At 53.1% G+C, this 19,655-nt stretch carries 17 protein-coding genes; 14 read left to right on the plus strand and 3 right to left on the minus strand.

Annotation, left to right across the window (positions count from 1 at the left end; all coding sequences use genetic code 11):
- The first annotated feature begins 143 nt into the window (after positions 1–143).
- Positions 144–722, plus strand: coding sequence for a PAS domain S-box protein (locus tag C4520_15035; GenBank protein RJP17998.1), 579 nt, complete (start codon positions 144–146; stop codon positions 720–722).
- Between the two features lie 37 nt (positions 723–759).
- Here the strand turns inward: C4520_15035 and C4520_15040 are convergent, their stop codons facing one another.
- Positions 760–1,542 (minus strand): epoxyqueuosine reductase, encoded by a 783-nt coding sequence (locus tag C4520_15040; GenBank protein RJP17999.1) that lies wholly within the window; start codon positions 1,540–1,542, stop codon positions 760–762.
- 413 nt (positions 1,543–1,955) lie between these two features.
- On the opposite strand from C4520_15040, the gene C4520_15045 reads away from it, so the two are divergent.
- Positions 1,956–3,026 (plus strand): alpha/beta fold hydrolase, encoded by a 1,071-nt coding sequence (locus C4520_15045; GenBank protein RJP18000.1) that lies wholly within the window; start codon positions 1,956–1,958, stop codon positions 3,024–3,026.
- 388 nt (positions 3,027–3,414) lie between these two features.
- The gene (locus tag C4520_15050; protein ID RJP18001.1) at positions 3,415–4,647 is read left to right on the plus strand and encodes an amidohydrolase family protein; all 1,233 of its coding nucleotides are present in this window, start codon (positions 3,415–3,417) and stop codon (positions 4,645–4,647) included.
- Between the two features lie 58 nt (positions 4,648–4,705).
- On the opposite strand, the gene C4520_15055 is transcribed toward C4520_15050, so the two are convergent.
- On the minus strand, positions 4,706–5,470 hold the full coding sequence (locus C4520_15055; GenBank protein RJP18002.1) for an alpha/beta fold hydrolase: 765 nt from the start codon (positions 5,468–5,470) through the stop codon (positions 4,706–4,708).
- 744 nt (positions 5,471–6,214) lie between these two features.
- Here C4520_15055 and C4520_15060 point away from each other — a divergent pair.
- The 11 genes from C4520_15060 (at position 6,215) to C4520_15110 (ending at position 18,940) form a co-directional block, all read left to right on the plus strand.
- Positions 6,215–7,945: a sensor histidine kinase gene (locus tag C4520_15060; GenBank protein ID RJP18003.1), complete on the plus strand. Its 1,731-nt coding sequence runs from the start codon at positions 6,215–6,217 to the stop codon at positions 7,943–7,945.
- Entirely contained in the window at positions 7,942–8,397 is a 456-nt protein-coding gene (locus C4520_15065) for a response regulator (protein RJP18004.1), read from the plus strand. The genes C4520_15060 and C4520_15065 overlap by 4 nt, the downstream gene beginning before the upstream one ends.
- A gap of 57 nt (positions 8,398–8,454) precedes the next feature.
- Positions 8,455–8,904, plus strand: coding sequence for a response regulator (locus C4520_15070; GenBank protein RJP18005.1), 450 nt, complete (start codon positions 8,455–8,457; stop codon positions 8,902–8,904).
- A 37-nt stretch (positions 8,905–8,941) separates the two neighbouring features.
- Positions 8,942–9,943, plus strand: a complete 1,002-nt coding sequence (locus tag C4520_15075) for a response regulator (protein ID RJP18006.1) — start codon at positions 8,942–8,944, stop codon at positions 9,941–9,943.
- A gap of 154 nt (positions 9,944–10,097) precedes the next feature.
- The gene (locus C4520_15080; GenBank protein ID RJP18007.1) at positions 10,098–12,278 is read left to right on the plus strand and encodes a CoA-binding protein; all 2,181 of its coding nucleotides are present in this window, start codon (positions 10,098–10,100) and stop codon (positions 12,276–12,278) included.
- A gap of 68 nt (positions 12,279–12,346) precedes the next feature.
- A complete protein-coding gene (locus C4520_15085) occupies positions 12,347–13,096 on the plus strand; it encodes an ABC transporter ATP-binding protein (protein RJP18008.1) in 750 nt (249 codons plus the stop codon).
- A 37-nt stretch (positions 13,097–13,133) separates the two neighbouring features.
- Positions 13,134–13,913, plus strand: coding sequence for a hypothetical protein (locus C4520_15090; GenBank protein ID RJP18009.1), 780 nt, complete (start codon positions 13,134–13,136; stop codon positions 13,911–13,913).
- Between the two features lie 15 nt (positions 13,914–13,928).
- Positions 13,929–14,855 carry a hypothetical protein gene (locus C4520_15095; protein ID RJP18010.1) on the plus strand — a complete coding sequence of 309 codons (927 nt, stop codon included), beginning with the start codon at positions 13,929–13,931 and terminating at the stop codon, positions 14,853–14,855.
- A complete protein-coding gene (locus C4520_15100; GenBank protein ID RJP18011.1) occupies positions 14,856–15,902 on the plus strand; it encodes a selenocysteine protein in 1,047 nt (348 codons plus the stop codon). It begins immediately after the preceding gene.
- A gap of 197 nt (positions 15,903–16,099) precedes the next feature.
- A complete protein-coding gene (gene zupT, locus C4520_15105) occupies positions 16,100–16,873 on the plus strand; it encodes a zinc transporter ZupT (protein RJP18012.1) in 774 nt (257 codons plus the stop codon).
- A 132-nt stretch (positions 16,874–17,005) separates the two neighbouring features.
- On the plus strand, positions 17,006–18,940 hold the full coding sequence (locus tag C4520_15110; GenBank protein RJP18013.1) for a PAS domain S-box protein: 1,935 nt from the start codon (positions 17,006–17,008) through the stop codon (positions 18,938–18,940).
- On the opposite strand, the gene C4520_15115 is transcribed toward C4520_15110, so the two are convergent.
- The gene (locus C4520_15115) at positions 18,930–19,586 is read right to left on the minus strand and encodes a DNA-binding response regulator (GenBank protein RJP18014.1); all 657 of its coding nucleotides are present in this window, start codon (positions 19,584–19,586) and stop codon (positions 18,930–18,932) included. The genes C4520_15110 and C4520_15115 overlap by 11 nt on opposite strands.
- Positions 19,587–19,655 lie beyond the last annotated feature (69 nt).

The raw sequence follows: 19,655 nt of genomic DNA on the forward strand, positions 1-19,655 counted from the left end.
GCATTTCCAAACGCGCCTTCGGATTCCATGACAACCGATATTTTACTCTTAAAGTCATACAGGCATTCTCAGGCAACAACTAAATCGGAGAAGAACCATAAATTATTTCGTAATAGCAGCCAGGTTCTTCAGGAGACAAGAAAATGCCGTCGAAAGAATCAGAGGAACTGCGGGCGGAAATTCAGAAATTGCGCAATCGAATAGCCGAACTCGAGGCGGAAAGAGAACGGCTCAAGGAAGCCGCCGGTTCCGTTGATGAGATTGAAATCGTGAAGCTGGCGCTCAGGAACACTCCGGTCGTCGTCTTCACGCATGACAAACAGCTCCGGTACAACCGCGTCTATACTTTCCATCCGGATTTACCTCCGGAAGCGATGCTGGGGAAGACGGACGCTGATCTGTTTCCGCCAGAGCAGGCGCGTCACATCATGGAGATCAAGCGCCGGGTCCTGGAGACGGGGATCGAAGCCCATGAGGAAACAAGCGTCACTATCGCGGGTGCGAACTATTTCTATTACAAAGACGCTTTCCCTATTCGCGACCGTAACGGCGATATTACCGGCCTCGCCTGCGCCTGCCTGAATATCACCGAGCTCAGGCGAGCGGAAGAGGCACTGCGCGAGAGCGAAGAACGATGCCGGCGCCTCTCTGAAAGGGTGGGGGAAGGGCCGGCGAAGACAGAGGAGATGCGAAGACGGGCGGGACGAAACCGAAGAGGATAGCTTGGCTGTTCGAATCGGGCGAGCTTCCGGCCCTGCGTCAGCGGCCCATCAATTCTCCCGCGGGACAGCTCCTCTGGCACTCGAAGCAGCAGTAGAACAGTCCCAGGCTTAGCGCCTGATAGAAATTCCAGAAATCCGGACTCTTGATGAATTTCTTCCAATCCTCCGGTGAGCCCTCCATGGTGAGCCCCGACAGCCGCTTGATCAGATTCGATAATCCATACGGGAAATTATTGCGCATGCACGTCACCACGTCCACCGTTCCGTCTTCCTTGATGGCCGAAACCGGACATGCGCGCACGCACTCCATGCAGCCGTCGCACGGCGACTCGGTCAGCAGCGGATCGGGTGCAAGCTCGGCGTCGGTCACCAGCCCGGCCAATCTGAGCCTTGCGCCGAACCTGGGATTGATCAGCAGGCGATTCGGCCCCAGCTTCCCGAGGCCGGCCGCCTCGGCGGCATGCCTGAGGGAAACCGGCCCGATCAATCCTTTGCCTTTGTCGCTCATATCGATCGGCAGATGAGGCGGAATCGTCGAGGCGCGGTGGCCGGCTTTCTCCAGTTCTCTCGCCATTTTCAGGGCGATCCGGTTCATCTCGTCGTAAATGATCATCAGGTGCTGCGACTGAACAACCTCGCTCGGGCTCTCGATCGCGCCGTCTCCCATCCAGATCCCAAAAACAACAACCGATTTCGCACCCTTCACCAGGACATCCAGGTCGGCGTTCGGCTCGATCGCACTGTATGCCGCGCGGCTCGCGATGCCCGCGCAATCCGCATCGAGCGAAAGCGCGAGTTCCTTTACGGCGTCTGCATTCATGCTTCGTTCCTCTTCAATAATTTTCTTACTGGCGACATCTGTAAGGGAAATTATATGAAGACTCTCTTATGTCTGTCAATCAATCAAGAGTTCCGCGCGGCTCTCCGCCCGCCTCTCCGGTGACTTCAAAACACGAACAGGAGATCACAGCGCCGCAGCAAAGCCGCAACCAAAATTCTTGGAACACGAATTAGGTCAATGAAAAAAAGCAAGGAAAAACTTCCCCTGCTCCTCAAGAGCAACCGTTTAACGCCTTGACTTTTGAAGACGCCCGCTGGTTCAGTGGGGGGTTCTCAAGAAGCTGAAAAAGAGCCTCAGGTGATTTCCCCAGCGGTTCCCCAGACACACTCATCCATCTTCGCCACTGGCCACGGAATTGTCTAGTGGCGCGACATAGGCAGGGAAGCTGTATAATGATCAGAAAGAAAGCTTGTATGGAAAGATGCTCTCGCAGGACTGGGGGGATGGGTATGAACGAGAACCAGCCGGATGAAAGCGGGGAATTAACCCGGTCCAGTTCAAAGACTGAGGAATTTCTTCCACCGCCTCTTTTGAAGCACCCTACTCTTCAGACCCTTTTAGGCGGCAGCAAGCTGCGCAAGCTGGGAAAAAATCCCATGCTTTCAGCCGCGCGGGAAGTAATACTCGAAACGGATGCCCATGTTCGCCTGCTCGGCCACTATTCCGCCCACCCCGAAGCCAAAGGCGTTGTCATCCTTCTGAGCGGCTGGCTGGGAGATTCGGATTCGCCCTATATGATCAGTACAGGCAGGTACCTGTACGAGCATGGGTATAGCGTATTCCGGCTCAATTATCGCGATCACGGCGACAGCCATCATCTCAATGAGGGGCTTTTCTACGCATCGCATCTGGATGAAGTCTTCGACTGCGTCAGTCAAGCGGCATGCAGCGAAAAGGGGTGCCCGGCTTTTCTGGCCGGTTTTTCCCTTGGGGGAAACTTCGCTCTTCGCATCGCCCGCCGCTGCGCGACGGCCCGCATCGAAAATCTGCAGCACGTCATCTGCGTCAGCCCGCTGCTCAACCCGGACAAATCAACCGCTGCGGTTGATCGCAACAGATTGATCTGCGCCTATTTCCTGAAAAAATGGCGCAAATCCCTTCTGAGGAAACAGTCCCTCTTTTCCACGACCTACAATTTTGCGGGTATTATAAAGGATAGTATACGGGGCACCACAGAGGAACTGGTAAAACAGTATAGCATCTATAAAGATGCGCTCGAATATTTCGAGGGCTATACCGTTACAGATGATATGCTCAGGAATATTTCCGTCCCGACCACCATTATCACAGCGGAAGACGATCCCATCATTCCGATCGAGGATTTTCATCGGCTCGAGCTGAATCACCTGACGAGACTGGTGATCCATCGGTATGGCGGACATAATGGCTTCATTGAAAGCTTCAGGCTTAACAGTTGGTATGAAAGAAGAATGGTGGTACTCTTCGACCAACTCGTCCTGTAATCAGCTTTGGAATGTTTGTAGACCTGTTGGGATGGCGGTTACTTCCCCCAACTGTGGCCATGACATCGGTTATGATCGACTCCAAGAAACAGCGTCGGCCGGAAATCCGTCAGTGGCCGGAAAGGCAGGCCTCCACTTTTGTAGCATGCAAATGGCGGGAAAGCCTTGCCCAGCTCCTCAACAGTAACAACCACAGAGGAATCTAATGGACCCTGACATGGTTGAGGGTTCTCAGGTTCTCTGACTCACAGTTGGCTTAAACTCTTTGTATGATAGAATGAATGACACTGCAACGGCATGAGATTGCAGTTCTGTTGTTTTTGCGTACTGCATTACGTTGATATGATTTACCAGCTCCGCGTCCCATCAACCTTCAGGAGAAACCAGCTTGAAGACTATCATCAGGAATGCAAATCTAATTGATGGCATTGCAAGAAAACCGGCTCTTGGTGTGGACCTGTTGATCGAAGACGACGCCATTAAAGATATCGGGCCGGAATTAAAGACTGGAGACGTCGCGGTAAGCATCGACGCCGCGGGCAAGACCGTCATGCCCGGCCTTATCGACGCGCATCTTCATCTGATGGGAATTCGCGGCTATAATCCGATTTTGGTCTATACGGATCCTCCATTTTTGAGAGCCACTCGAGGCGTCGCGGATGTGAGGAATCTCATCGAGGCGGGTTTCACAGCGGTCCGTTGCGCAGGTTCGAATTTAAGCATCTCGCTGAACAGGGCGATAGAAGAAGGGACTATTCCCGGCCCAAGAATCGTCGCCTCCAACCTCGCCATTTCCCAAACGGCGGGCCACGGAGACCTCCATATGCTGCCGCGCGAATGGCTTGCCGGCCCGTACTTCTCTTCCCGGATCGCCGACGGTCCGGATGATTGTCGCAAAGCCGCTCGCGAGCAGATTCGCGAGGGGGCCGGAGTCATCAAGATCATGACGACCGGCGGTGTGCTCTCCGAAAAAGATTCGCCCGCCCAGCCTCAATTCGTGGATGAGGAAGTCGCGGCCATCGTGGAAGAAGCTCACCGCGTCGGACTCAAAGTCATGTCACACGCGCAAAGCCCGGCGGGGATTCAGTTGGCTCTGAGAAATGGAGTCGATACGATTGAGCACGCTATTTATCTGGATGAAAAGACGATTGATCTGCTGCTCGAGAAAAACGCGGTCGTTGTGCCCACCTTCGCCATCGTCGATGCCATTGTGAAATATGGACGCGTTGCGGGAGTGCGGGAGTATGCAATGAGGAAAGCGGAAGAAAGCCATAAGGCTCACATAGAGTCCATCCGCAACGCTTTCGACGCCGGTGTCAAGATCGCCGCAGGCACTGATTTTCCCGGGTCTCCCGGGGTGGCTCACGGCGACAACGCCGTGGAATTGGAGATATTCGTCGAACAATTGGGTTTGAGCCCGATGGATGCGATCATCAGTGCTACGCGCATCGGCGCCGAGGCCTTGGGCATGGATGACAAGATCGGCACTCTCAGCCCGGGCAAGAAAGCGGACCTGCTAATTGTAGATGGAGACCCAACGCAGGACATCAAAATCCTGCAAGACAAATCCGCAATCAAGCTGGTCATGCGATCGGGCCAGATCGCCGTCGACCGCCGCTAAGCAGCATCCACAGAACGAGAAAGCTTGAAGAGGGGACTCCCGACCGACGCGCTTCCTATTATGCGCAGGTCACGCGCCGGACAAACTCATAGGTTCTTTCCTTCACCAGCTCCTTGTCGTAATCGACAGGGATCATATGGCAGGAATTCGGAAGCTCTACGACTATCTTGTCGTCGCACCCGAGAAGCCGATGAATAAGGTGAACGTTGGGAGGGTCAACAACATGGTCGATTACTCCCTGGAACAAAAGGACGGGAACCGTTACGTCACGCAGGTCGTTCCTCACATGGTCGAGCAAATCCAGCAGGGACTCGATGCATCGCAGAGGAACGCGGTCGTAACTCAACACCTCCGGACGAGCCTCAAGATTCGCAACGTCGGGCGCCGGAGAATGCATATACTTAACGAACGGCTTTATCAAGGGAAGAAAAGGAAGGAGAGGATTCTTCATATATATCGGTGCGCCGTATGTAATGACTCCGGCCACCTTGTTCCCGCTTGCATGATGGGCCGCCAAATGCAGGCTGAGCGTGCCGCCCATCGACTGGCCGCAGACCACCACCTTTTCGCATTTCGAGCTTAATTCCACAAGACTCGCCACGCTCGCGCCGTACCAGTCGCGCCAGTCCGTCCGGCTCATCTCCTCAGGCGTAGTCCCGTGGCCCGGCAACTGCCTGCACAGAACCGTGACGTCCCTCTCGGCCAGATACTGCGCCAACTCGCGAAACATGAAAGGCGAGCCGGTGAAGCCGTGGATGAGCAAACATCCAACCGGTCCCCTGTCAAACTGAAAAGCTGCAGTTTTTTCCGGGTCGAGTCTCACGAGAATTCCTTTCTTTCGGGAAATTGTTCTGCAAAATCCTGGGGACTCGAGGAGCTGGCTTCGGGGACAGACGCGATTCTATCCCGCGAGCCGCGGGACTTCCGACCCGAAACGTGGCCAGCGAGATCTTAAGGAAGTCGCTGACACTCATGAATTCCGTAAATGAAGTCAGTCCCCTTCGCCTGAAAAGAATCACATTCGCAGGGCGCGATCCCTCGCGCACGCGGGCGCAATGAATTCGCCCACAGAAAATTCCGAACCTTGATTTCTCCGACAGACCCCAGCGGTCGCGCTTCCGAGCCCGTACAACTGCGGCTATAGAGAAACTCTCCGATGGTCGCAATGACGTGTCCGACGACTGAGTGTATCCGACACGCGTCAAGCCTGCATATTTTACAAAAGATTAGGTACTAAAGTCGAGGAAAATGACGCGTGATGGACAGCAACAGAAGCGCGCTGCGTTTTTCACACCTTCCCGGGACGGTTGTATAACTCTGCGAGTTACCCACATGCCATCACGCCAAAAGTCCCGCGTTTCGCGGGATTCACCCAGCTCAGTCGGCCATACAGGGAAAGGCGCACATAATACTTGCATACGAGGAGGGAGAATACTGCTTATACCTAATGTTTCCGATTCAAGAATTAGGGTAACTTCATAAGTGGAGGCATAATCCATCAAAGCGGCGCGTTCTGAAGCGCCTTCCGTATTGCATCGGATGCCGGATATAGAAAAGGCTTTGCACCATGGAAATTAAGAATTTCAACAATATTCGGAGGATGATCCTGATTCGGGTCCTCCTGGTTCCGTTTTTCACCATGATGCTTGTGTTTGGGACCCTCATATACTACTACGCGACCAACCTTCATAAACGTGTTCAGGAAAAACTCGCGTATATCGCCGAAGGGCATCGCGACCTGATCGAGCAATTCTTTCGAGAGCGCGCATTTGACCTTCAACAGGTTGCCTGCGCCAACAGCTTTGAGGAGCTCACATCTGAGGGACGGTTGACCGAGGTGTTCGATCAATTGCAGAAGCGTTCGCCGACCTTCTTCGATATCGGGGTCTTCGATGACGATGGTATCCACGTTGCTTATGTGGGGCCGTATTCCTTGGAGGGCAGGAATTACGCTCAGGCAGAGTGGTTCCCTCAGGCTCAGGAAAAGGACGTCTACATTTCAGACGTATTTCTCGGCAACCGCAATATCCCGCACTTCGTTATCGTCCACCGTCAGGAAGAGAACGATCGTGTATGGTACTTGCGGGCGACCATCGACACGTTCCTTTTCAACAACCTTGTTGAAAACATACGAATTGGGAAAACCGGAGAGGCATATCTTGTCAACGAGAATGGGCTGTTCCAGACGCGGCGACGTTCGGGGGGAGGTCTCATGGAGACCGATCCTGACCGAGCCACCTATCAAGTCGAAGCGAGCGACATCGTCTCGTTTACAGCCGAAGATCACGCGGGAGAGCGTTATGTGTACGCCACGGGACGATTACCCTCAACCGGTTGGCTCTGGGTAGTTCGTCAGGAGGTCGCAGACGCCCATGCGTCGCTCATACGAGCCGTGCTTATCGGACTCTATATTATCGTGGCCGGAGGGGCCATAGTGGTGACGACCGCCTTTCTTCTCGCCTCCAAAGTAGCCAATCAACTGACGGTCTGCGACCTTGAAAGACGCCGGATGGGCTGCCAGTTGATCATGGCGGGCAAGTTGGCTGAGGTGGGAGAGATGAGCGCGGGCGTGGCTCACGAAATCAACAATCCGCTTCAGGTGATGAAGTCGGAAGAGACCTTGATAAAAGACATTCTGGACGAGCTTGAAGCGGATGGAAAACTTGATAATACCGAAAATATTCAAACGCTTCGCGAATCGATTGATCAGATAGGACTTCAAATTGATCGATGCAAACAGATAATTCAGGGTCTTCTGGGATTCGCGCGAAAAGACCAGGCAACGATACAACCCACTGACTTGCGGTCATTGATACCGAGCGTGGTCGGCATGATCGAGCACCGCGCACAGATGGAAAACATCCGGATCATCCAGGAATTCGAGTCCGATTTGCCACTGCTCCAAAGCGACGCAGCCCACCTTGAGCAGGTCTTGCTCAATCTGCTGAATAATGCAATCGACGCACTCAAACAAAAGAACGGGGGGGAAATTCGCGTCACCGCGCGGTCGAGTGGGGATGACATCATGATGACGGTGGCCGACAATGGCTGCGGCATCGCTCCCGAGCATATCGAGAAAATCTTTCTCCCGTTCTTTACCACTAAACCTGTGGGGCAGGGAACGGGTCTTGGCCTGAGCACCTGCTACGGCATTGTGGAAAACCTGGGCGGACAGATAACGGTTATGAGTGAATTGGATGCGGGCACCGCCTTCACTGTCCGCCTCCCAGTGGCTGGCCCACCCAGAAAGGCCAAAGACTGGCAAACGATTCACAAACAAGGGGGGGTGGCAAGATGAATTCCATAAACTTGTTGATAGTCGATGACGAAAAACGGTTCTTGTCCACAGCCAAGAGACTCTTGGACAAGCGCGGAATGGACACAACGATTTGTAGCAACGGGCCGGACGCGCTGAAGATACTGGAAGAGTGTTCCATTGATGTGGTGCTCCTGGACATCAAGATGCCCGGCGGGATTGACGGGATGGAGTTGTTGCGAAGGATCAGACAGGAGCGCCCGGACATTGAGGTAATCCTGCTCACCGGTCATGTTTCCGTGGAATCAGCAGTGGAGGGATTGAAGTTGGGCGCGTTTGACTACTTATTGAAACCGCTGACGATCTCCGAAATACAAGCGAAGGTGGAGGAGGCATTTGCAAGGAAACAAACAAAAAAAGAGGTGGCCCGCCGTGAGGAGGTCGACGAGGGCACGGATCGTCCCTTGACCGCAGGCACGAGAAGCACCGGCTAAGACGTTGCCTGTGAGGCCTCCGGGCGGATGGGAACACGCTGAAAGGAGCATTCAGTCATGAAGAAGAAGGGTATAATCCAGGTTTTGATCGTGGACGACGAGGATCGATTTCGATCCACAACCAAAACCAATCTTGAGAAACGCGGATTCGAAGTAAGAGCCGCGGCCACGGGAGCCGAGGCCATCGAAGAGATAAGAAGGGACGAGGTTGACGTAGTCGTTCTCGATGTGAAAATGCCAGGCATGGACGGTAACGAGGTTCTCCACAGAATGAAGGCCCTCAAGCCGGACCTCGAAGTGATCATGCTCACCGGACACGGGACGATGCGGTCGGCGCTCATAGCCTTTCGCGATGAAGTGTTTGAATACCTGAGCAAGCCGTGCGACACCGATACTCTGGCCGATACCATCCGGAATGCCGCCGCCCACAAAACGGGTTCGATACATGGCGCCGAATGGTATTCAATTTGGTCGAAGGCTGAACCGGGCAGCGTAGAGGAAGATTAACCGGATACATCACATCCGGCGTGGGAGCCATTCACCGATGTTTGTTCCCGGCGCGCAGGCCGACGGGTCGCGGGGATTCCAGAATGGGGGATCGAGCATGGGACAGAGCAAGCCAATCACAGTCTTAATCGTCGATGATGAGGATCGCTTCCGAATCACCACAACAGCCTCTCTCAAGAAGCGCGGCTTCGAAGTTATCGCTGCATCAAGCGGAGACGAGGCGGTAGAGCACGTAAGACAGCACCGGGTCGACGTAGTGGTCATCGACATAAAGATGCCGGGAATGGATGGACACGAAACGCTTCGCAGGATAAAGAAGCTTACCCCCGAGGTCGAGGCTATTATACTTACTGGATACGGATCGCTTGACTCCGCACTCGAGGGATGGCGTGAGGGGGTGTTTGCGTTTCTGACCAAGCCTTCCAGCATTGACTTTCTTGCACAAAGAATCCGCGAAGCCTTTGATAAGAAGAACGGGACATCCATCCGGGAATGTCGGGTAAAAGATTTTATGGAGCCGCTATCAGCATTCATTCGAACCATCCATGAGGATCAATCCGTGGCCGAGGCAGTCGAGGCGATGCGCCGTTTCTTTGCAAGTACAATAAACGCGACGAAGCGCAGGGAAACCTTGCTCCGTTCCCTGCTGGTCACGGATAGACGCAACAAGATCGTCGGCGTTATCGGACTTTTCGATCTCCTGCGCGGATTGCAGCCTCCTTGCCTGCGGTTATCCGATGACCGCTCGAGCACTGCCGATTCGATATATCTTGAGCCTTCCGTCTGCCTGGGCAGTTTCGTCATGATGGTTCGCGAGATGGCGTCACGAAAAGTCCGCGACCTGATGCCGGAACGGACTCCGACTATCGCCGCGGACGCAGACCTCATAGAAGCTGCGAACAGGCTTTTGTCTCTCAGGGTTCAAAGTCTGTTGGTTATGGACAAAGGGGAGCCCGTTGGAGTGCTTCGCGACAGCGACCTTTTCTTTGCGATGGCGGACACCATGAGGAAGCGTCCCGCTGATGTCATGTCTCATTGAATCGCCGAGTTGGTCGCGAATAACACCGAAATGGCATACTGAGGAAAAAGACGGAGTCGGACATGATCGCTTGCATGTCTTGTTTCTCAGAAAAGGGGATCAGGCAAAATCGTTTCATGGTAGAAAGACCTGAATGGTCGCATAAGGAACGCGTATGGCTAAAGACATCGATTTCATTATGAACCCGAAGGCGATCGCAGTAGTCGGAGCGACAAATCGTCCGGGAAGCGTGGGGTTAGCCGTTTTCTCGAATATCCTTAACGCGGGATATCAGGGGGTGCTCTATCCCGTTCATCCTACGGCCAGATCCGTGTACGGGGTAAGAGCTTATCCGCGTCTCATGGATGTCCCCGATGAAATCGATTTGGCCGTCATTGTCGTGCCTGCAGAGGTTGTTCCCTCCGTTGTCGAAGACGCTGCGCAGAAAAAAGCGAAAGGACTCATTGTCATTAGCGCTGGTTTCAGAGAAATCAGGGGTCGCGGCGCCGAACTGGAGGCTCAGCTGAAGAGAACAATCAAGGAGCACGGGATGCGACTGATCGGCCCCAACTGCCTCGGCGTCATTAACACGAACGACGACGTCCGGATGAATGCCAGTTTTGTCCGCAAGATGCCGAAAGCAGGAAATATAGCTTTCATATCACAGTCAGGCGCACTCTGCGCGGCTGTGCTCGATTTTGCCGAGGGCGAGGAAATCGGATTCTCCAAGTTTGTCAGTTTTGGCAATAAGGCCGATGTGAATGAAACCGACCTCCTCCGCTATCTCAAGGACGACCCCCACACCGATGTGATTCTGATGTATTTGGAAGACATCACCAACGGCCGCGAATTCATCGAAACGGCCCAGGAAATCACATGGGGAGCGCACAAACCCATTCTTGCAATCAAGTCCGGACGCTCGCCGGAGGGTGTCCGCGCGGCCGCTTCCCATACGGGTTCGCTGGCCGGGTCCGATCTGGCCTACGATGCCATATTTCTTCAGTCCGGCATTCAGCGGGTTGAAGGAACCGAAGAGCTGTTCAACTGCGCCATCGCCTTCGCCAATCAACCGGTGCCGAAGGGAAATCGAATCGCCGTAGTCACCAATGCCGGCGGACCGGGCATTATGGCCACAGACGCGGCAATTCGTCATGGGCTGGCGCTCGCCTCGTTCACGGAAGAAACGCGAAAGAAACTCAAGAAGCATTTGCCGAAAACCGCAAGCATAGAGAATCCCGTGGACATAATCGGGGATGCCACACACGAGCGGTATGAAGATGCCATCCGGGATATCCTCAAGGACGAAGGAGTAGACGGGGCAATTGTAATCCTCACACCGCAGGCCATGTCCGACATTATGGAAACAGCGCGAATCGTGCCGCGAGTGGGGCAAGGGATTGACAAACCGCTTCTGTGCTCATTCATGGGGGTCGTCGATGTCTCGGAGGGAGTGAGATACCTGGAAAAGAATGGAATACCCAATTACGCCTTTCCCGAGGAAGCCGTGAGGGCAATGTCCTCGATGGAGCGTTTTGGAAATCGCCTCAGACTCGAGAAAAGGGGAGTCCGCCGCGTGGCTGCAGACTTTGAAGCGGCCTCAGAATTGATCAGAGATAAACTCGGCGAGAGGGATCAGTATCTGATGCCGGAGAATGAGGCAAATGAGATTCTTCAGTGCTACGGATTTCCGGTTCTCAAGAGTGTCCTCATCGAAGAGGAATCGGAGGTCGAAAGTGCAGCAAAGGAGATCGGCCTGCCGGTTGCCATGAAAATCTGTTCCCCCGATATCGTTCACAAGTTCGACGCGGGTGGAGTTCGCCTGAAAATCAAGACCGTGGATGAGGCGCTGCGGGCCTTCCGGGAAATAATTACAAATGCCAGGAAACATAATCCCTCGGCGACAATCAAAGGAATCCTCGTCGAAAGAATGGCGCCGGGAGGCGTAGAGGTTATCCTGGGCGCCAGTAGGGACCCCAAATTCGGACCCATTTGCATGTTTGGTCTGGGCGGCACTTTTGTTGAAACGATAAAGGATGTTACATTTCGCGTGGCCCCCATGTGGGAAATTACCGCAGAGAGGATGATAAGTTCAATCAAAGCTTACGGCGTTCTCAAGGGGATTCGCGGCAATCCGCCGTCGGACATCGATGCCATAAAGGATTGTATCCTCCGGCTGTCCCAGTTAGTTACCGATCACCCGGAAATCGTCGAACTGGATATCAATCCCCTGATCGTCTATCCCGAGGGCAGGGGGTGTGTCGTGGCCGATAGTCGAATCCTGTTGTCGCGTGTGCAGCGGATTCCGGCAAACCCAAGCCGGGAACTTGTAGCGCGGACGATGGCGGCCAAGGCGTAAGGGTTCGCGGCGTTATGTCTTCAGTCAAGATTCGGGCGAGTTCCATGAATTCAATGAGGGGCTGAACAATGGCACCGGTTTTGGAAATTGAACACATGAGGGTTGTTTTCAAGGGGGCTCGCAAGCAGAAGGCGATTGTTGCCGTCGATGACCTCACGTTGAATGTTCATGAGGGCGAGATAGTCGGTTTCATCGGTCCGAACGGGGCCGGCAAGACCACAACGATCAAGGCGCTCATGGGTTTCATTTTCCCCACGAGCGGGGTGGCTAGAGTGTTGGGATACGAAGCCGGCTCCAAGATCGCGAGGTCTCGGACAGGATACTTGCCGGAGGTGGCCCTCTATTATCCCTTCATGACGGCGAGGGAAATCCTGCGGCTTTATGGCAAACTTCAGGGAATCGGCAAGAAAGAAATGGCGGAACTCATTCCCCGTTTGATCTGCCAGGTCGGACTCGCAGGATTCGAGAGATTGCGGCTTAACAATTATTCCAGGGGCATGTTGCAGCGCGTTGGGCTGGCTCAGGCAGTCATGGGCGACCCTGACCTGCTCATACTCGACGAGGTGACTTCCGGACTTGACCCCCTTGGCCGCCGGGATTTGCGCAACATCCTGAGAGATTTCAAAAGGAGGGGGAAAACGGTATTCTTCTCTTCGCATGAGCTTTCCGAAGTTGCCAAGCTGTGTGATCGGGTCATACTGATTGTTGATGGAAAGGTGATCCAGGAAAAGTCAACGAGGGAGATACTGGAGATGGAGGGCAAGCAGGACTCCCTCGAGGATTATTTCATGGAAATTGTTGGACACAAAGTCACATGACAGCCCTTCTGCTCAAAAATCGTATGGAGTTGACACCATGGCTGCCGTCGGTTCTACCGAACTCGCCATTGGCCGGGCAGTGCTGCTTGAGGCCATCCGGCGTAAAGACATTTATGTGATCCTGATCCTTTCGAGCATCATCATTGCGGTAACGGGCGTCTTTAATGCTTTCGACGTGCCCGAGCTCCGCAAATTTATGATTGATGTGAGCCTATCAAGCATCAATGTCTTTATCGTCATTATTGCGGTTCTCGTGAGTGCGAGGCAGTTGCCTTACGAGCTTGAGCATCGCACGCTGTATCCGATGCTTGCGAAACCGGTTGGCAGATTCCAGTTCCTGGTGGGAAAGTTTTTAGGAGCCGTGGAACTGTCGTCTGCAACCCTGGCCATGTTTTTGACTGTGGCCGCAATTGTTTTCATCGGATTTGGCATTCCGCTAAGCGGCATGTTCTTCCAATACATGTATCTCAAATGGATCTCGTTATTTTTGATTTGCTCGATGACGCTTTGCCTTTCCCTCGTTCTCACTCATGCCGCTAATGTGACGATTTCTCTGCTCCTCTGCATGGGCGCATCGATGTTCACGCGGACCGCGACCATCGTCCATGATTCCCTGAATCCATGGCAACAAAAGCTGATTACCGCAGCGTACTGGATATTTCCTCACCTCGACCTTTTTGACGTATCGAAGAGGGTGATCCATGGTTGGCCGCCGGCGCCGGCATGGGCACTGGCAGCCATGACTCTTTATGCACTGAGTTACACCGTTATCTTTCTTGTCCTGGGCCATCTGCGTTTTCGCCGACTACCGCTGTAGGAGGAGGGATTGGGGATGCTTCTTTGGAAGAAACTGTCAGTCGGTGCGGCGTGTTTGGCACTGACCTGCGTAGCCGGGTTGCTCGCGAAGAAGGCGGAACCGGCTTTGGAAATAACGGAAGCATTTGGAAGCGAAGAACTCCACCATGTGAGCCATTCAATGCCGATGACGTTGCTGGGACAATTCCGTATTAACCTGGGCGCCTATTTGTGGTTGAAGACAATAGATTACCTGCACAATGGCATTACCTATCGTCCCTTCACCACGACTGAAAGGGCGGGGGGCATGCATGAGCACGAACATGATCTTGGAGGCTTCGCACAGCACCAATGCGGTGGTCCCACACTGATTCCATCTAAAGAAAAAGACTGGAGAGGAGTTTTCGGAGATCTGGAGCGGAACCTCCAACCCTATCGACCCGGACCCGCCCGTCACAGCGACCCTCAAGAACTCATCCCATGGTACCGCATCCAAACCATCATAAACCCCCTCGATGTGGATGCGTATGCCACATGTGCCTTCTTCCTGGCTGACTTTGCCCGAGAGCCTGAGAAGGCCCTTGCTTTCCTTAAGAGAGGCGTTGAGAATAACCCGCACAGTCCCGTCTTGTATCAATCCATCGGACAGCTCTATTTTGACAAATGGAAGAGATATGACGAAGCAATACCGTATCTTCAAAAAGCAATTGCTGTAGGCCAAGAGATACAAGACCGCGACACAAAACAAGAAAAGGCTTTCGGCGATGCATATCTTTTTCTTGCCAGGGCATATCGGGAAAAACGAGAACTTGATGCGGCGCTGCGAATTGCCGAGAAGGGAATGACCGAATGTCCAGCCAATAACTTCATCCGCATCATTCACCGGGTTATCAAAAAGGAAATGAAGGAGAACGCCCCCTCAGGGATCGAGGAGCGGCATGACACGTGTGAGGACGAAAAGTGAATGGAAATCATTTCAATCTTCAGACAGGCGCTGCTAGTCAGTTTTTTCGTGTTTGTGATGATGCTTCTGGTGGATTTTGTTGATATCGCCACCAACAGAAGGATATCAGAGATGATGGAGGGTGGCCGGTGGCGCCAGTACGTATTGACCTCCTTCCTCGGTTCCACCCCCGGTTGCCTGGGCGCTTTCATGAACGTGACGCTTTACGTTCACGGAATGATCTCTTTTGGCGCTGTCGTCGGCGGCATGATAGCTACTTCCGGGGACGAGGCATTTGTGATGCTTGCCCAGTTCCCGGGCGCCGCCATGGTGCTTTTCGGGTTGCTCTTTGTTTTCGGAGTCGTTTTTGCTTGGATAACCGACAAGGTTGTGCCTATTCTTCGGATCGTTCCCCGTGAGGCATGCCTTCAAGCAGAGTGCGAACGCTGCGTGTCCGATAGAAACGCCGAAGACTTTGCCGGAATTTTTGCCACTGAAAACCTGTCAAAAAATCTGCGTTCGCTTTCCTTTACCCGGTTTCTCTTACTTATCCTATTGACTTCCTACCTGGTGCTAGTCACATTTGGAATAATCGGCGCTCCTGATTGGAACTGGAAGCGCGTCACCTTCATAATATTGTCGCTGTGTTCTCTGTATGTTGCGGCCGGCGCTTCTGAACATTATCTGCACGACCATATCTGGGAGCACATAATCAAGAGGCACCTGTTCCGGGTTTTCTTCTGGACCTTCGGCGCTCTGCTTTTCGTGCACTGGGGTCTGGCCTATTTGAACCTGGAGTCGTTCATTCGGGGACACATGATGTGGGTGCTCTTGATCGGCGCCCTGATAGGGGTAATTCCGGAGTCAGGGCCTCACATGATATTTGTGATGATGTATGCGCAAGGATTGATACCCTTTTCCGTACTTCTGACGAGTTCGTTTGTTCAGGACGGCCACGGGATGCTCCCGCTGCTTTCTTACAGTGTCAGGGATTCGGCCCTTATCAAAGTCTTTAATCTTGTCTTCGGGCTTTCGATAGGAGCAGTTCTTTTCGCATTAGGCATGTAGTGGGGTCGGGGTGACGCGGAGATGCGAAGAGTGATATAGTCGGAAAGAAACGCGAGATGGGTGACAAATTGAAGAATGCGATATGCGAATGCTGAGCCATATCGACCACCGTTGTGAATAATCTATTTTAGATGTCAATGCCGGGTTACGGTATCGCTTCGCAGCACCGGATAAGACGGCGCCAAAAGAGAATCGATATGGCGGGAAACATTGGCCAAGCTCTATTGCTGACAACCGTTGCAGGACTTGCCACAGGCGTGGGAAGCATCATCGCCTTTTTCATCAAGAAACCGAAAACATCCTATCTCTCCTTCTCTCTGGGTTTTTCAGCAGGTGTGATGATTTTCATATCGTTTGCCGAACTGCTGTCTGAAGCGGTGGCCGGCGCGGGCAAGATATGGGGTTTCGGCGGCTTCTTCATCGGAATCGTGTTCATTGGCATCATCGACAGGCTTGTTCCGGAGGTGGTAAATCCTCACCATGTGGATGTAGCTTCATACGTTTCGGAAGCCGGAACAGACGAAGCAATTATGAAGACCGGTATTCCCACGGCGCTCGCAATTGCCATTCACAACTTCCCCGAGGGATTGGTCACATTCGGAACGGCTCTCACTGACGTAAAGCTTGGCGCGATCACAGCTTTTGCCATCGCTATCCATAACATCCCGGAAGGCGTCTCTGTCTCGGTCCCAATCTTTTATGCGACGGGTAACAGGAAAAAAGCATTCTTATGGTCCTTTCTGTCGGGAGCAACGGAACCTGTCGGAGCTCTTGTGGGGTTTTTGTTATTAATGCCTTTTCTGACAGAAAAACTACTGGCGCCCCTTCTCGCAGTCATCGCGGGAATTATGGTCTATATTTCATTGGATGAACTCATTCCCATGGCGCATCGTTATGGCCATGGCCACATCGCTATGTTCGGAGTAGTCCTCGGCATGTTCATCATGGCTCTGGGTTTACTGATGTTTTAGGAATCTCCCAGAACCAGAGACATTCCACGCCTTTTGCAGGCGTCGCATTCGGGTCGTTTCGCGGAATTTTTCATTTCACGCACCATATGATACGATGAAAAACGAGACCGTCCGGATTCGGCTGGAGCATTTATGAAGAAATCCGCAAGAACGAAGAACCAGCTTTTGGAAGAAATACACTCCCTCAAAGCTCGTCTGGCGCATCTGGAGCAAACGCAGAGCGAATGTCAGGATGCCGCCAAGGGGCTTCGAGAGGAAAGCGAAAAGGCCCAGAGGTATATTGGCATAGCAGAAGTCATGTTTCTGGCTCTCGATGCTGAGGGAACGGTGACGTTTGCGAACAGAAAGACGTGTGAAGTCTTGGGATATGAGAAAGAGGAGATCCTGGGCAAGAATTGGTTTGACCATTTTCTACCGGAAAGCATCAGAGAGGACGCGAAGACGGCCTTTCAAAAGTTACTTGTGCGAGATACAAGGCAGGTTGAGTATCATGAGAATAGCGTCTTGAGCAAGAACGGCGAGGAGCGCGTTGTCGCGTGGCATAATGTAATCCTTACGGATGAAGCAGGCGCCGTTACTGGAATCCTTTGTTCGGGACAAGATGTCACTGAGCACAAACGAGTCGAGAAGTTGCTGGAGAAACGGACGAGGGAATTAGTAGCCCATAGCAAGCAGATTCAATGCCTGTTCGGCATTTCTCGGCTTGTTGAGCAGCCAGATAGCTCGTTGGCGACAATATTGCAGGGCACAGTCGAGCTTATTCCTGCAGGCCTGCGGTATTCAGAACTTGCCTGCGCGCGAGTGATACTGGATGACAAGGAATACAGGACCCCCAATTTCGCAAAGAGCAAATGGAAACAGGCGCGAGACATCATGGCGCATGGCGACCGAATCGGCTCATTAGAGATTTATTATCCGGAGGACGAGCTGAAAGAGACCGAAAAGCCGTTCGCCAATGAAGAGAGAGATCTCGTCAATGCCATAGCCGAACGGTTGGGAAGTATTATTGAGCGCGCGCGAATCGAGGAAGCGCTTGAGGCCGAGCGAAGGCAACTCATTTCAATGTTCGACAGCCTGGATGAGGTGGTTTACGTCGCCGATCCGGCTACGCACGAAATTCTCTATATGAACTCTCCGGCAAGAGAGCAATGGGGGGTGGGCGTCGGAGAAAAATGTTATCGCGTGCTACAAAACCTCGATTCCCCCTGCCCGTTCTGCACGAATGATCGCATTTTTGGCGAGAACATCGGCCAGCCATACGTATGGGAGTTCCAAAACCCGGTCAATCGGCACTGGTACCACTGCATCGACAGGGCCATCCGCTGGCCCGATGGGCGCATGGTCCGCTTCGAAATGGCCATAGACATCACCGAACACAAACTTGCGGACTTGCAGATTCAGGCCCTCTCTTCGAAAGTGATACAAGCCCACGAGATGGAACGGAAGCTGGTTGCGCAGGATATCCATGACAGCGTTGGGGCCGGCCTGGCCACCATCAAATACAGCCTCGAGCGGCAGGTCATGAGCATGGATGAAGGCGCTGTTCCTGACCAGGCGTCCTTCAAACAAATCATTGCGACCCTCCAGCGAACTATCGAGGAATCCCGCAGAATTTCTACAAACCTGAGGCCGTCCATACTGGATGATTTAGGACTTTTGCCGACGATAAGCTGGCTGTGTCGGGAATTTCAGGCGGTTTACTCTACCATCCATATTGATAGACAAACCGACGTGCAGGAGAACGAAATCGGCGAGCCTTTAAAGATAGTGATCTTAAGAATCCTGCAAGAGGCGCTGAATAACATTGCCAAGCACAGCGGAGCAAGCTTGGCTCATCTTTCTCTCTCAAAAACCCCCGGCGGAATTGAGCTGACTATCCGGGACAACGGTATCGGATTCGACCCTCAGGCAGTGAAGAAGGATATCACCTTGAGCAGCGGCCTGGGGCTTGCCAGCATGAAGGAACGCGCCGAACTCTCGGGGGGAGCATTTCGCGTCGAGTCGGTCGTAGGCTCGGGAACCCGCATCAGAGCGATCTGGCCAAACGAAGAAGGAGCTATTTCGTAACAAGCCCTTTGTCTATCGCAAGTTTAGTCAAGGCCGACGAATTGTGGAGATCGAGCTTTTTCATAATGTTAGCCCGATGTTTTTCCACAGTTTTCACACTGATACAAAGATAATCGGCAATCTCCTTGTTTTTATAGCCTTCCCCGATCAGCTTGAGCACTTCTCTTTCTCGATGCGTTACGGTTTCCCATGAAGAGCCGGTCTTTAGCGGTTTTTTCCCTTCCAGATATCCTTCCAGAACCTTGTCCGCGATACCCGGACTGATATAACGCTTCCCAGACAAAACACCTCTTATGGCCGTCAATAGTTCAGCGTGATTGGCATCCTTCAGGCAATATCCGTCTGCGCCCGCCTGGAATACCTCGAGCACGTACTCCTCGTATTTGTGAACGGTTAACACAAGGATTTTCGTTTCGGGAGATTGCCGCTTGATATCCCGGATGGCTGCGATCCCGTTCATTTTGGGCATCGCGATGTCGAGCAGAATGAGGTCCGGAACGGACTCTTCCACGCATTTGATGGCTCCGAAACCGTCTTCCGCCTCTCCGACCACCTCGAGATCATCGCTCTTCTCCAGAAGGGCGCGCAATCCTTCCCGCAGTATCGTCTGGTCTTCAGCAATGACAATCTGTCTCTTTTCTGTCATCGCGCGATCCCGCTAAAGACAAATCTTCCACCCACCACACCGGGTCCCAAATAAATATTCATCCCGCCG

Source organism: Candidatus Abyssobacteria bacterium SURF_5 (genome assembly GCA_003598085.1).
In the GTDB taxonomy this organism is placed as follows: Bacteria; Abyssobacteria; SURF-5; order SURF-5; family SURF-5; genus SURF-5.

Bases quoted from the DNA above. Each gene is read 5' to 3' on its own strand.
- C4520_15035 (RJP17998.1), top strand. From the start codon at position 144: ATGCCGTCGAAAGAATCAGAGGAACTGCGGGCGGAAATTCAGAAATTG.
- C4520_15040 (RJP17999.1), bottom strand. From the start codon at position 1,542: ATGAATGCAGACGCCGTAAAGGAACTCGCGCTTTCGCTCGATGCGGAT.
- C4520_15045 (RJP18000.1), top strand. From the start codon at position 1,956: ATGATCAGAAAGAAAGCTTGTATGGAAAGATGCTCTCGCAGGACTGGG.
- C4520_15060 (RJP18003.1), top strand. From the start codon at position 6,215: ATGGAAATTAAGAATTTCAACAATATTCGGAGGATGATCCTGATTCGG.
- C4520_15065 (RJP18004.1), top strand. From the start codon at position 7,942: ATGAATTCCATAAACTTGTTGATAGTCGATGACGAAAAACGGTTCTTG.
- C4520_15070 (RJP18005.1), top strand. From the start codon at position 8,455: ATGAAGAAGAAGGGTATAATCCAGGTTTTGATCGTGGACGACGAGGAT.
- C4520_15075 (RJP18006.1), top strand. From the start codon at position 8,942: ATGTTTGTTCCCGGCGCGCAGGCCGACGGGTCGCGGGGATTCCAGAAT.
- C4520_15080 (RJP18007.1), top strand. From the start codon at position 10,098: ATGGCTAAAGACATCGATTTCATTATGAACCCGAAGGCGATCGCAGTA.
- C4520_15085 (RJP18008.1), top strand. From the start codon at position 12,347: ATGGCACCGGTTTTGGAAATTGAACACATGAGGGTTGTTTTCAAGGGG.
- C4520_15090 (RJP18009.1), top strand. From the start codon at position 13,134: ATGGCTGCCGTCGGTTCTACCGAACTCGCCATTGGCCGGGCAGTGCTG.
- C4520_15095 (RJP18010.1), top strand. From the start codon at position 13,929: ATGCTTCTTTGGAAGAAACTGTCAGTCGGTGCGGCGTGTTTGGCACTG.
- C4520_15100 (RJP18011.1), top strand. From the start codon at position 14,856: ATGGAAATCATTTCAATCTTCAGACAGGCGCTGCTAGTCAGTTTTTTC.
- zupT (RJP18012.1), top strand. From the start codon at position 16,100: ATGGCGGGAAACATTGGCCAAGCTCTATTGCTGACAACCGTTGCAGGA.
- C4520_15110 (RJP18013.1), top strand. From the start codon at position 17,006: ATGAAGAAATCCGCAAGAACGAAGAACCAGCTTTTGGAAGAAATACAC.
- C4520_15115 (RJP18014.1), bottom strand. From the start codon at position 19,586: ATGACAGAAAAGAGACAGATTGTCATTGCTGAAGACCAGACGATACTG.